The following is a 13191-nucleotide window of genomic DNA, read 5'->3' as shown; positions in this document are numbered from 1 at the left end:
TTAACCCTATATTTGTTTATTGTAAGGTCTCAGACCTATTTGTTGCTTAGCTAAGTGAAATACCGGAGTTTTTACTCTCTGAAAGTATATTTTTAAATACTTCCTTTTACTTATAGCAACCATTTTATTAAACACAAACTTATGAACTTATGAAAAGAAACATTTGCCAAAGATGTGAAACAGAAAACACAAGTAATGCAAAATTTTGCTCGGGATGCGGATACGAGCTTGAGCGAGATTTCGAAGAAGCAGTAAATACAGTAACCCTTCCTCCCGAAAAAAAATCAAACGAAAAGTTTAAGATTATTAAGCCTGCTCTGGCTGTGGTTGTAGCATTGCTTATTCTGTTGGGAGGACAATATCTTTTGCTTCGGTTGACATAATAACGACGTCGGAGTGAAAATTCAAATTCGTATATTTGTAACTTCCGAACAATATAAATAGCATATATAATCAGGATAGATATTCGTATATTTGTCCTGATTTTTTGTTATAACTCTTTTATCCTTTAATGGGAATTATACGTTTTTTACTAGCAATAGCAGTTGTATTTGCTCATACCGGACATGAACAATACATGCAGATGGTTGGAGGAAAGCTTGCTGTTGAGCTTTTTTATATATTCTCCGGGTTTTACATGGCTCTTATCCTGACCGAAAAATATGTCGGGCTGAAAATGTATAAAGTGTTTATAACTAATCGTATGCTAAAGTTATACCCTATATATTGGGTTGTTGCCTTATTAGTTATTTTTTTTAGCTTGTATATTGCTTTTGATACAAATTGGAGGTTTTGGGGGGTATTGCAATCTTATAAACTGTATTGGTCGAAAATCAGTGTTTTTTCTTTTCTATTTCTGGTTATAAGTAATATAATTGTCTTTTTTCAGGATTGGATTATGTTTATGGGGGTGAATCTAACTTCCGGAAACTTGTTTTTTACAGATAATTTTGTGGAGACTTCTCCTCGTTTGCATTCATTTTTGTTGGTGCCTCAGGCTTGGACTATTGGTTTGGAATTGACATTTTATTTAATTGTTCCTTTTTTTGCGCGCAAAAATACACGCTGGCTTATTCTTATCGGAACTGCTTCTGTTGCGTGTAAAGTTCTGTTAGCTGTAACAGGGTATAATAATGATCCGTGGACATATAGGTTTTTCTTCTCGGAATTACATTTGTTTATATTGGGGATGATCGCTTATCGGGTATATAATAGAATAAAACATAAATCTTTTTCTCTACGAAAATTACAGGCTGTACTCTGCCTGGATATTTTGCTGATTTTATTTTGTGTATTTCTCAGAACGTATCTCGGTGATTTTACCGATTATATTTATCTGATAGTATTCGCATGTTCCGTTCCTTTCCTTTTCGCTTTGTGTAAGCAGTCTAAACTGGACTCTAAGATAGGGGAGTTGTCATATCCTATTTATATATCTCATGGCTTAGTTATATTGCTTCTTAATTATATTTTCAAGCTTCAGTCGGCTTATGAAGGATGGGGTGTTGTTATCGCAACAATTGCTCTTTCATTCCTCCTCAATCATCTTATTCTTTATCCGATCGATCGTTACCGCCAAAAAAGAGTCAAGAAGAATTAATTTAACAGGTTGATCTTGAATAAGTAACAGTAAGATTTTAATGATGTATTTATAAACGATGACAGACTGTTGTTGTTATGCTTGCAGAGTCAATAAATAGATCTGGAATCTTAATCTGTTGTGGATGAAGAAAATCTATTGTAATGTTAAATTTATTTCTTTATATTTGCTAAAAGCGTTACTTAAATAACACTAAAGAACTATTGTCAAAAGCAGATTATTTGCTTTGATAATCACACAAACTCAAATCTAAGGCTTATGGATATACTGTATACCCTTTTTAATCCATTACCTAACGGTATAGCTACCGTACTTATGATTATAATCATTCTGTACTGGATATTTGCTCTGATCGGCGGTTTAGGTATGGATGACTTGGATTTAGGGATAGACTTTTCGCATGATGTTGATATAGATGCCGGTATTGATGTTGATCATGATGTTCATGTTGATACAGGTCATGGAGGCGGATTTTTGCAGGCTTTGCAGTTTCTGAACTTGGGTCGTGTTCCGTTTATGATAGTGCTGACAGTATTTATATTGTTTCTATGGATTACAACACTTGTGACGACTCATTTTATTAATCTGTCTGCATGGGGAAACTGGTCAGCCATTATACTGTTGCCGGCCCTTGTGGTTAGCCTGTTTATTACAGGATGGGTGACAAAACCTTTGGCGGGTTTCTTTCATCAGATAGGCTATAACGGGGAGAAAGCGATTGATTTTTTCGGTTGTTCCGGAAAGATGTTATCAAGCATAGAAGGTGATAAAATCGGAGTCGCAGAGTTTCTGATCGGGAAAAATCCTATCAGACTCAATGTTAAAAGTATGCAGGGCGAAAAACTGTCATATGGGGACTATGTCATAATAACCCGTATGCCCGATGAAGGCAATGTATATCAAGTCGTTAAAAATTAATAAGCATAAAATAAACAACTTAAACCAGCTATGGAACTAATATTAATTATTGTAGGAGCAGTATTACTTTTTTTGCTCATCTTCTTAGGTGTTTTAGCCTCGTTTTACAAAAAAATTCCTCAGGGAAAAGCTATCGTCCGCACCGGGGTAGGAGGTACGGGAGTTGCCTTTAACAAAGGAATGTACGTTGTTCCGGTTTTTCATAAGATGGAAATAATGGATATTTCGGTCAAAAAACTCGAAATAGAACGTATGCAGCACGATGGACTGATCTGTAAAGACAATATACGAGCCGATATTAAAGTGGCGTTTTTTGTACGTGTCAATAAATCGGTAAACGATGTAATCAATGTGGCTCAGACTCTCGGTTGTGAACGTGCAAGCGATATTTCGACTCTGAAAAATATATTTGAGGCGAAGTTTTCGGAAGCCCTCAAAACCGTAGGTAAGAAATTTAACTTCATCGAATTATATGAAGCACGACGCGAATTCCGTGACGAGATTATAGACATTATCGGAACAGACCTTAATGGCTATAATCTGGACGACTGTGCTATCGACTATCTGGAACAGACCGAAATACAGTTTCTCAGCCCTGATAATATTCTGGACTCCGAAGGTATCCGTAAAATTACAGAATTGACGGCGGCTCAGAATATTAATGCGAACCAGATTCGCAGAGATGAAGAAAAAGTGATCAAAAAACAGAATGTTGAAGCCCGTGAAGCTATCCTCGAACTCGAACGTCAATTGGCAGAAAAAGAGGAGAAACAACGAAGGGAAATTGATAATGTGAAAGCTCGTGAAGGAGCCGAAATTCAGAAGGTGCGTGAAGAGGAACGCCTAAAATCCGAAACTGTACGTATTAGTACCGATGAGCAATTGGCTGTTCAGGAAGAAAATAAACTTCGTCAGATTATAATAGCAGAGAAGAACAAACAGAGAACTGAAGCTATCGAAGCGGAACGTGTGGAAAAAGACCGTGCATTGGAGCAAACCGAGCGCGAACGTATTGTGACTTTGGCTCAGATAGATAAGGAACGGGTACTTGAAATAGAAAAGAAAAATATACAGGATGTAATTCGTGAGCGTGTCGAAGTCGAAAAAGGAGTTGTAGAAGAAACTCAGAATATTAAAGACATAGAAGCATTCCGTGAAGTGGAACGTAAAAAGCAAGTCGGAATAACTACTGCCGCTCAATTAGCGGAAGAAAAACTGATACAAACAGTAAAAGCTGCGGAAGCTGATAAAAAGGCCGCCGAAGAAAGAGCTAAACAGTTATTGATTGATGCTGATGCCAAAAAAGAAGCATCGGCGAAACAAGCAGAAGCTCGAAAGGTATTGGCGGAAGCTCAGGCAAAAGAAGATGCGACATATGGACTGGCAGAAGCTGAAATTATGAAAGCTAAAGCCGCTGCAGCCGAGCAACAAGGTACAGTAGAAGCTGCCAATATAGAGAAAAAGGCGAGAGCCGAAGCTGCAGGTATAGAAGCGAAAGCCGAAGCCCGCAAGAAAGAAGGCTTGGCTGAGGCCGAAGTTACCAAAGAAATATCATTGGCAACGGCCATCGGAGAATCGAGTATTATAGAGAAGAAATCGGTTGCTGAAGCTGCCGGAATACAGGCAAAAGCAGATGCTAAACGCAAAGAAGGGCTGATGGAAGCCGAAGTTGCCAAAGAAAAGGCTTTAGCCGAAGCATCGGGTATTGAAGAAAAAGCGGCTGCCATGAAAAAACTCGATGGAGTGGGGCGTGAACACGAAGAGTTTAAGCTGCAACTACAAAAAGAGAAAGACGTAGAATTGGCTCAGATTGCAGTTCAGAAAGAAATTGCAGATGCTCAGGCTTCTGTTCTTGCCGAAGCATTGAAATCGGCAGATATCGATATTGTTGGTGGTGAAACTATGTTTTTCGATAATATTGTGAAACAGATATCGAATGCTAAAGGGTTTGACCGTTTGGTGAATGAGAGCGAGAATATCAGCCAGATTAAAAAGGCATTACTTGGTGACGGACACAACGGGGGAGAATTGATGAACCGTATAAAATACTTTGTCCGCCAATATGGAATATCTACCGAAGATATCAAAAACCTCAGTATAGCCGCACTGATATTCAAAATGCAGAGCCAGTGTACAAGTAGTGAGGACAAGGGCATTCTTGATAATTTATTGAGTCTTGCCAAATCAATGGGAATATCTAACAACAAGTTGTCGTAATCTGTATATATAGGGGGTAGTAACATATCTCCCTAATTAAAAAAAACAGAAGATATGAAAGCGGGTGGATTGCTTTTTATATTGGGCGTATTTTTACTATTGACCGCATGTAATGATGCTGAAAATCACAATGGAGATGCAGTAGAATCTCGTCCTGTTTTGATTCAACCACTGGGCGGTTTCCCCGAAAAATATGCCGATATTTTACAGAAACGTTTGCAGCAGATAGTTCCTAACGTTTCTATTGCAAGACCTATCCCTCTGGCATCGAATGCTTATTTCGAACCATTGCACAGATATAGGGCAGATTCGTTATTATATTATCTGCATCGTAAAAGTTACAGGCGAAAAGGTGTTGTTGTTCTGGGGCTTACATACAAAGATATCAGTATCACTACACACGGTTATTACGACTATGGAGTAATGGGGCTTGCCCGAAGTCCGGGCGATGTCTGCATTGTATCAACATATCGTTTGTCGAGGAGGGGAGACGATCGTTACGATCAGTTATTTAAAGTAGCTATTCACGAACTGGCGCATACCGAAGGGCTCGGACATTGTGAGCTTAGTCCTACCTGCTATATGAAGGACTCGAAATATAAAAGCCCGACTCTCGATGAAACAGGCTTTTGTATAACCTGTAAAACATATCTTCAGAAAAGAGGTTGGAAATTGGAGTAGCTTAGTCTGATCGGATATGTTTTTATAGCATATGCCGATTGGCATAAATTATTATAATCTGTAAAGATTAAACCATATATGCAAGATACAGAACAAATCAAACCGGCTGAGACTCTCGATGCCGGAACATACGAAATAATACGTAAGCGATTACAGGTACAGAAAGACGACCTGCTCAAACGTTTGTTACAGCTCAACGATACCCGTAAAGAAGTATTTACAGCCAGTGAATTTGCGCTTATAGCCAATCAGCGGATCAATACAGAAAATAATTGCGTGTCACGTGGTATCATGGCTCTGGGCAATTTATGTATTTTCGGATATAATGTGCATTTCGGCTTACGGTCTGATATTCAATTAAGTGATGTGTTCAGTATCTATAAGTTCGAAGAAAACCAGTTTGAAACTCAATCGCTCGAGCTTATTAATGATGAAGCGTTTATAGCCGACTATAAAAATCTTTATAAATATTACAGAGATTCTATATTTTCCCGTTTTCGCCGTACGGAGAATTATCTGTATATGATTTTTCAGACGGGTAAATCGGTAAATGATGCTAAAGCTTTCAAATGGCTGGTCAAAGATAACAGGCTTATTTATCAGGACGGCCGCAGTTTTCACGAGGTCGTAAAAACTCCTCAGCACGAATTCAAATGGAATAAAACCTCTTTGGATGACCGTCGGCTGGGTACATTTCCGCATATATCCATCCTTGATAAAGTCTTTATTGAAGCCACAGGTGGAGATATCACATTCAAGATAGAAGATAATACCCAGACGGGCAAAGGGATTTATTCCGAAAAAGTGGAGAATAAAGACCAGCAATTGGATGATGCCGAATATTATTATGCCGATCTGGGAAATATTATATTGATACGGATAAAACCCTATCAGGAAGGTTTCCGAGCTTTTGTTTTCAATACACGTACCAGAGAGGTTATAAATATACATACCCTCAACGATGCTGGTATACTGCTGCCCGATAGTCAGGGCATTATTTTTCCGAATGGTTATTATCTGCAAAATGGCGATCATAAGATATTCGAAAGCGAACTTAGCAATCTCGAATTTATACGGAAGGTGACCTCTCCCAATGGAGAAGACTATCTGTATATTTTTTATCAGAATGAAAGTAATATTTATGTTCTGATGTCTCATAATATAATCCGTCAGCAGGTCGAAACACCTATTATCTGTAACGGATTTACATTCTTTGCCGATGGTTCTCTTATTTATTTCAGATCGGAAAAAGAGGCTACACGTCATCATCAGGTGCAGATCTGGCAAACGCCTTATATGATCGAATGGAGAGAAAATCCTCAGAAAAAAGACAATTTTCTCTATAAAATAGGCAATAAAAGTATTGTGAGGGCGATGGCAGAATGTCAGGAAGTTATTTTACTTATCAATAAAGAAGATTCGTATGAAGGTTTGTATGAGGATATTGTAAAGAAGTCAAATGATATACTCGATGCCTTTTTCTGGATTTCGAGTGCCGAAACTTTCGAAATATCTTCGCCTTTAAAGCAAATCAAGGAAATAGCGAATACTGCTATAGATGAGTTTGACAAGGTATAGACTCAGAAAAAGCATGCCGGAGAAACACTGATTGCTGCTGCCGAAAAGGTAGATAAACTGCTGTTTGAAGTCAAGAATGCACGTTATTCGACTCTCGATCAGTTAGTCAAGCAACTGGCTGATACTCGAAAACTGCATGGTGAAGTTATTGAACTGGGGAATGTAAAATACATAGATACTGCGAAAGTTGATGAATACAAAGGCTTGTTGAATGAAACAAGTCAAAAGCTTTCAGAAAAAACAATTGCTTTCCTCTTGAAAGACGAAGCACTGATTCCCTACGACCAGAAGGTAGAAGTGCAGCGGGGTGAAGTAGATAATGTAACCAAAGTTATAGATGCCAATAAAATAGAGGATAATTGCAAATTGATTTCTTCTGAGCTTGAGTTGCTTATCGATATTCTCAATAGTTTGAAAATAGACGATACTACTGAAGCAACCCGTATTGTCGAAAAAATATCATTGATATTTTCTTCGCTCAATGAAGTGCGGGCGCAACTGAAACGGAAGATCGACTCATTGCGTACACACGAAGCTGTTGCTGATTTTAAGGCACAAATAACTCTGCTCGAGCAAAGTATCGTTAACTATCTGGAGTTGGCTACGTCTCCCGAACGCTGCGATGAGTATTTTACTAAAGTAAGTATACAGGTAGAGGAACTCGAAAGTAAGTACGCCGATTTTGACGATTTTATACTCCGTATTGCAGAGAAACGGAATGATGTGGTGAAGGCTTTCGATGGTAAAAAAGCTCAGCTTATAGAACAGATAAACCGCCGTACATCATCATTGGAACAAATAGGACTGCGCGTTTTGAAGAACGTTGAGAACAAGGCGCAGACATTCAAAACACGGGAAGAAATTCAAGCATTCTTTTCTACTGATCTGATGGCGGATAAAATTCGAAAATTGGTCGAAGAATTGAAGTCTCTGGGTGATGTGTCGAAAGCCGAGAATCTCGAAAACAGCCTGAAAACCTCGCTCGAAGATGCCCTTCGTGTACTGAAAGATCGAACCGAATTGTTTGTCGATGGCGATAACATTATATCCTTAGGTAGCTATAAATTTGCAGTAAATAAGCAATCGCTGGATCTGACCGTTGTCCGCAGAGAAGATAAACTATTCTATCATCTGACCGGTACAGGGTTCTATTATGAGATACGAAACGATGAGATCAACCGTTATCGGGATATATGGGAACAGGAGATTGTTTCGGAAAACAAGGACGTGTACCGAGCCGAATATCTCGCAAATCTGGCATTCGAAGAGAGCCTGAAAAATCCGCACTTTGATGTTAAACTATTTGTGAATCAACGGGTCGAGCAGAATTATAGTGAATCGTACATGAAGGGTGTACACGATTTTGACGCATTACGTATTTACGAAACGTTACGCAAATTGTATATCGATCTGGGGCTTTTGGCTTTCGAACCGAAAGTGAGGATTGCAGCCCAGTTGTTCTGGACAATGATGCCGGATGATGATAAAAAACGGTTGTTCAAACTGATAACCTCAGCTAATCTGGTATTAAAGGCATTTCCAAAATCAGGAAATTATCAGTATGTAATCACTCAGATAAGAGAGAGCTTTAAAGAGTGGAATACTTATTTCAGTGTTTCAGAAAGTTTTGAAAGTAAAGTTGCCGATTATCTTTTCGCTGAGTTTGCCGATTCACAGGTGTTTACTTGCAGTGAGCAGGCTGCGTTACTCCGAGACAAGTTTGTGAAATATCTTGAAGATAAAGGTCTTTTTGAAGATTTCGAAAGTGATACGGCAAATAACACCTTCGATCCTGTAGACCGTTTTTATCTGGTTCAGAACTGGCTGAATTCATTTGTTGATCTATCATCTGAATATATTCCTCTGAAGAAATATGTGGAAGAAACTGCATGTCTGCTGTTACTGCGCAAGCAGGAATATTCGGTGCATATAGCAGCGGATAAATTACAGATAGATGATCTGAGAGGCAGTCACCCTGTAATTGAAAATGGACTGTATCTGCTTGATTACCATCGATTCGTAGATAAATTAAGCTGTTTCGAAGAAGTAAGTGTAACTGACTTTAATGAATTTATCCGGCAAAAAGATATCTTGATTGCGGCATTCCGTAAATCATTAAAATTAGAAGAGCTGAAACCTAAGGTTTTAACGTCCTTTGTCCGTAATAAACTTATCAATGAAGTATATCTTCCGTTGATAGGCGCTAATCTTGCCAAGCAATTGGGGGTGGCAGGTGAGAATAAAAGAACTGCCCGTATGGGGATGTTATTGCTTATTTCTCCTCCCGGGTATGGTAAAACTACCTTGATGGAGTATCTGGCTAAAACCATGGGATTGAATTTTGTAAAGATAAACGGTCCTACTATCGGACATTCTATAACATCTATCGATCCGGCAGAAGCAAAAACTTCGGGAGCAAGAGAAGAACTGAAAAAGATAAACCTTTCGTTTGAAATGGCAGATAACGTAATGCTCTATCTGGATGATATTCAGCATTGCAGTTCTGAATTTTTGCAAAAGTTCATTTCTTTGGCTGACGGACAGCGTAAAATGGATGGCATTTTTGAAGGAGACAGCAAGACTTACGACCTGCGGGGAAAACGTTTTTGTGTGATTATGGCAGGTAATCCTTATACCGAGAGCGGCGAAAAATTTCAGATTCCGGATATGTTAGCTAATCGTGCCGACGTATATAATCTGGGAGATGTTATCGGGGGAACAGAGCACCTGTTCCGTCTAAGTCTTCTGGAAAATGCCATTGTCGAAAATCAATACATTCAGAAGATAGCCGGAAAAAGTTTCGACGATTTTTATAAACTTGTCAACTATATAGAAAGCGGATCGGAATCTTTACCCGACCTCGAAGGCAATTATACACAGCAGGATGTGGATGATTTTGTGGCTGTTGTTCGTAATGCAATAGCCATACGGGATATAGTCTTGAAGGTGAATCAGAATTACATCTCCAGTGCAGCGATGCAGGATACTTACAGGATGGAACCAGCCTTTAAACTGCAAGGATCGTATAGGGATATGAATAAGATGATAGGTCAGGTAGTGCCGTTGATGAATCCAAAGGAGATAAATGAACTTATACTATCTCATTATGAAAGCGAATCGCAGACACTGACATCAAATGCCGAGGCGAATCTTTTGAAACTGAAAGAGATTGCCCGATTATTATCGGAAGACGAACATCGGCGATGGATGCATATCAAAGAGGTGTTCGGTAAGAACAATAAGCTCGGAGGTATCGACAAGTCGAATCAAACGGGAATGGTATTGGCTCAACTTGCCGAATTTAATGTCAACCTCGAGGGTATAATAGATGTCTTGAAGAAGAAATAAGGTCTTAGACCTTGGTAACTTTCTCAACTCAAACAGCCCGCTGTTATCGTATCGAAAAAATAAAAATCGGCTAAAAAAAGATTTCTAAAAATCTAAATGAGGTCAATTTAAACAGTTACTTATTTCCGTATCCATACGTTTGTGATTTCACCGAATACAATTTTGTGATAATCGTTTGTTTCGGCATGAGCATCTTCTACAAATTTTTTGCCTTGTTCTGTGTAAAAATCGCCGGGTGCAACTGTTGTGACTTCTGCCAGTTTGCACTCTATTATTAGTTTGGCTTCTTTATATGACAGATTTCCCGAAGGTATTTGTATGACAGATAGTTTGCTTTCTTTCATTTTATCGCTGTTGCGTCCGGATTTTTTGCCGAACAAAAGAAAGTCTTTTTTGTATTCGTCATCAAAATAACTCATCGTATATGTTTCTTTCTTTCTGATTATTTCGAGAGTATATCGGTTAGAACGGAGGAAGCACCAGGTTGTAGGCTTTTCGAATAGAATACCCCAGCCTCCCCAGCTTGCAACCATTGAGTTGTATAGAGATGGATCTCCGGCTGTTATAACACTGTAATCCGATCCTACCAGTTTGAATACACTTTCGGGTATTTCTTTAGCATCTATCTGTGTGAAAATATCGTTGAACGATCCTTTCTGATCCGGTGCTGTTTGTCCATAAACATTTATACCTGTTATCGCTAGGATAACAACAGTCAATAATATACCTAATTTTTTCATGAATTTATTTATTAAAATGTATTGTTCAATTATTAAAACTAAATGATAACCTAATTGGAGAAATGGTAATAACAAGATTTATTGTACTCTTGTTCATACTGCCAGAAGATCCAACTCTTCCTGAATGTTTTTACGAGCCTGATCTTCGTATCTGGATAGAAAATGGGGAGTTTTGAATATTTGCTTCATATTCAGAAAATGAGATAAAGCCTTTTTTCGTCCGTAAGCGTACTCTTTGTCTGAATAAATAAAATATTCGCGCCGTATATCCTTTATGTACTGCTTGTATACATCACTTTCGGAGCCTAGTATCGACAAGTCGGCATCGATAAAGAGATTGGTGTCATTATCGAGACTCTTGTGGTGTCCTTTGGTTGCTAAAATATGTACGGAGCATCTGTTTATACGATCTTTCTGAAAATGTTGTATTTCATTAAGCCGTTTTGCTGCCAGCAAGGCACTTTCCGACTCATTGTCCATCCGTTTGGTATGATAAATTATATCGTGATAAAATAAAGCAAATAGCATTGCATCCCAATCCTCAGTCTGGTCTTTTACCTGCGATAATTCATCGTACATTTTACGAATGTGATTGAGATCGTGGTAGTATCTGCCTGCATCACGATAATTTATCTCAATTTCATTCCATAATCGGACAGAAAGTTTATTGTCTGCCGAATAATTGCTTACAAGTTCTGTAAATAGTTGTTTCAGCATAGGGGTAAGGAATTGGTGTAATTCGAATACTAATTTAAGAATAATTATCGGATTAAGTAACGTAAGTATACCAAAGCTGAAAAAAGTTATGCAGACTTAGTTTTCTTTAATCAAACGTACGGATGAGATCTAATCCTGATAACCATTCTCCATAACCTGACAATCCGTTGATATGTCCTGCTTTTCCAGCGCTTATAAATTGGCTGCCCCAGTGAGCCGCAAAATGTTGAGCCCTTTCTATTGTGCACCACGGGTCATTTTCGCTGCCCACAAGTATAGTCGGAAAGTTCAAGGGCTGTAACGGAATAGGGGAGAATCCTTTCATCGGTAAACTTGGATCATTTACAAGGGAATCAATATCGGCGGGGGCGACTAAAAGCGCTCCTTTGACCTGATGTTTGTATCTTTCAGCCCAGTGTGCAACAGTAAGGCATCCCAGACTGTGTGCAATCAGTACGACCTCCGGTAGAGAGTAGTTCGATAATTCTTGCTCAACTTGTTCGGCCCATATATCGCATTGAGGAGTATACCATTCTTTTTGGTTGATACGATGGAAATTGTCTCCACTTTTTTCGAAAAAAGTTTGCCAATGGTCTTCGCCCGAATTACCTAGTCCGGGTATAATAATATAAGTAGTCATGTACTTTGTTTTTGTTAATAACAAAGTTAACCTTATTTAGTTGAGTGTACGAAATATTTTGTTCAATTGTCTCTATTGTAGTTCCGAAGGGCTGTTGTTGACCCAAGACGACAGCGATCGGCAAAAACGGGTTGTAAAGAAGTCATTCTTTTCGGAAAGGTACTCTATAATGTTATCAAATGTGATAATCTCGTCTTCTCCGCTCTTGCTGGATGGTTGTATGTAAACAATCTTGATATTGTATTGCCCTGCCGTATTATTTTTCAGCGATTGATCGAGCCATCCTACGGCATGTAATTTATGAAGTAAATTATTGTACTTTTTTTTGAGCATACTTGCATGTTCTATATCGAGAATACCATCTACTATGTTCTTGATATTATTTTCTCTGGCTTTACTCAAATAGCTATATTGTAGTGGACGCAGCGAATTGATATCAGTTTTGAGAGATATCATGTAAACGGTCTTCACCGATTCGCAAACAGCCACAAAGTTGATTTTCAGAGGATGTGCCGATTCTGTGGGATCGGCATTGAATAGTACTCCGGCTTTTATCGGAAATTCGGGGATGATATGATCAACCGTGCATCCAAATTTTTTCTTTATGATATTGGGCAAATATATGCCGAAAAAAATATCAGCCCTGCCTTCTAATAAGTAAGCCGGAAAATTGCGCCACTCATCTAACCGATCAAATATCTCGTTAACAAGTTCTTGTTCATTCCTCATATTATACGTATTTTGGCAAATGG

Annotated in this window: 11 protein-coding genes; 7 read left to right on the top strand and 4 right to left on the bottom strand. The window is 38.6% G+C overall.

Translation table 11 applies throughout. The features are described from left to right. The first annotated feature begins 149 nt into the window (after window positions 1-149). The 7 genes from K322_RS0116175 to K322_RS21100 all read left to right on the top strand — a co-directional run bounded on the left by K322_RS0116175 (window position 150) and on the right by K322_RS21100 (window position 10342). Window positions 150-383, top strand: coding sequence for a zinc-ribbon domain-containing protein (locus K322_RS0116175; RefSeq protein ID WP_026627808.1), 234 nt, complete (start codon window positions 150-152; stop codon window positions 381-383). Window positions 384-511: 128 nt separating this feature from the next. Further along, the gene (locus tag K322_RS0116170; RefSeq protein ID WP_026627807.1) at window positions 512-1600 is read left to right on the top strand and encodes an acyltransferase family protein; all 1089 of its coding nucleotides are present in this window, start codon (window positions 512-514) and stop codon (window positions 1598-1600) included. A 258-nt stretch (window positions 1601-1858) separates the two neighbouring features. Beyond that, entirely contained in the window at window positions 1859-2518 is a 660-nt protein-coding gene (locus tag K322_RS0116165) for an OB-fold-containig protein (protein WP_026627806.1), read from the top strand. Window positions 2519-2548: 30 nt separating this feature from the next. After that, complete coding sequence (locus K322_RS0116160) at window positions 2549-4735, top strand: flotillin family protein (RefSeq protein ID WP_026627805.1); 2187 nt, start codon at window positions 2549-2551, stop codon at window positions 4733-4735. A 54-nt stretch (window positions 4736-4789) separates the two neighbouring features. Beyond that, window positions 4790-5416 (top strand): hypothetical protein, encoded by a 627-nt coding sequence (locus K322_RS0116155; protein WP_026627804.1) that lies wholly within the window; start codon window positions 4790-4792, stop codon window positions 5414-5416. Window positions 5417-5494: 78 nt separating this feature from the next. Further along, entirely contained in the window at window positions 5495-6994 is a 1500-nt protein-coding gene (locus tag K322_RS21105) for a DNA repair ATPase (protein ID WP_221407013.1), read from the top strand. A 255-nt stretch (window positions 6995-7249) separates the two neighbouring features. Then, window positions 7250-10342: a DUF7902 domain-containing protein gene (locus K322_RS21100; protein WP_221407012.1), complete on the top strand. Its 3093-nt coding sequence runs from the start codon at window positions 7250-7252 to the stop codon at window positions 10340-10342. 119 nt (window positions 10343-10461) lie between these two features. Here K322_RS21100 and K322_RS0116145 read toward each other — a convergent pair whose 3' ends face one another. The 4 genes from K322_RS0116145 to K322_RS0116130 all read right to left on the bottom strand — a co-directional run bounded on the left by K322_RS0116145 (window position 10462) and on the right by K322_RS0116130 (window position 13168). Next, window positions 10462-11082: a flavin reductase gene (locus tag K322_RS0116145; protein WP_084158599.1), complete on the bottom strand. Its 621-nt coding sequence runs from the start codon at window positions 11080-11082 to the stop codon at window positions 10462-10464. A gap of 93 nt (window positions 11083-11175) precedes the next feature. Then, window positions 11176-11799 (bottom strand): HD domain-containing protein, encoded by a 624-nt coding sequence (locus tag K322_RS0116140; RefSeq protein WP_026627802.1) that lies wholly within the window; start codon window positions 11797-11799, stop codon window positions 11176-11178. 106 nt (window positions 11800-11905) lie between these two features. After that, window positions 11906-12439, bottom strand: coding sequence for an RBBP9/YdeN family alpha/beta hydrolase (locus K322_RS0116135; protein ID WP_026627801.1), 534 nt, complete (start codon window positions 12437-12439; stop codon window positions 11906-11908). 72 nt (window positions 12440-12511) lie between these two features. Then, on the bottom strand, window positions 12512-13168 hold the full coding sequence (locus K322_RS0116130; protein ID WP_026627800.1) for a hypothetical protein: 657 nt from the start codon (window positions 13166-13168) through the stop codon (window positions 12512-12514). Window positions 13169-13191: the final 23 nt, after the last annotated feature.

It is taken from the genome of Indolivaga capnocytophagoides DSM 22835 (assembly GCF_000426485.1).
GTDB classification, from domain to species: domain Bacteria; phylum Bacteroidota; class Bacteroidia; order Bacteroidales; family Dysgonomonadaceae; genus Dysgonomonas_A; species Dysgonomonas_A capnocytophagoides.
The sequence above is the reverse complement of the archived record's forward strand: the minus strand, read 5'-3'. Positions and strand labels throughout refer to the sequence as shown.

Bases quoted from the DNA above. Each gene is read 5' to 3' on its own strand.
- K322_RS0116170 (WP_026627807.1), top strand. From the start codon at position 512: ATGGGAATTATACGTTTTTTACTAGCAATAGCAGTTGTATTTGCTCAT.
- K322_RS0116175 (WP_026627808.1), top strand. From the start codon at position 150: ATGAAAAGAAACATTTGCCAAAGATGTGAAACAGAAAACACAAGTAAT.
- K322_RS0116160 (WP_026627805.1), top strand. From the start codon at position 2,549: ATGGAACTAATATTAATTATTGTAGGAGCAGTATTACTTTTTTTGCTC.
- K322_RS21105 (WP_221407013.1), top strand. From the start codon at position 5,495: ATGCAAGATACAGAACAAATCAAACCGGCTGAGACTCTCGATGCCGGA.
- K322_RS0116145 (WP_084158599.1), bottom strand. From the start codon at position 11,082: ATGAAAAAATTAGGTATATTATTGACTGTTGTTATCCTAGCGATAACA.
- K322_RS0116155 (WP_026627804.1), top strand. From the start codon at position 4,790: ATGAAAGCGGGTGGATTGCTTTTTATATTGGGCGTATTTTTACTATTG.
- K322_RS0116140 (WP_026627802.1), bottom strand. From the start codon at position 11,799: ATGCTGAAACAACTATTTACAGAACTTGTAAGCAATTATTCGGCAGAC.
- K322_RS0116135 (WP_026627801.1), bottom strand. From the start codon at position 12,439: ATGACTACTTATATTATTATACCCGGACTAGGTAATTCGGGCGAAGAC.
- K322_RS0116165 (WP_026627806.1), top strand. From the start codon at position 1,859: ATGGATATACTGTATACCCTTTTTAATCCATTACCTAACGGTATAGCT.
- K322_RS0116130 (WP_026627800.1), bottom strand. From the start codon at position 13,168: ATGAGGAATGAACAAGAACTTGTTAACGAGATATTTGATCGGTTAGAT.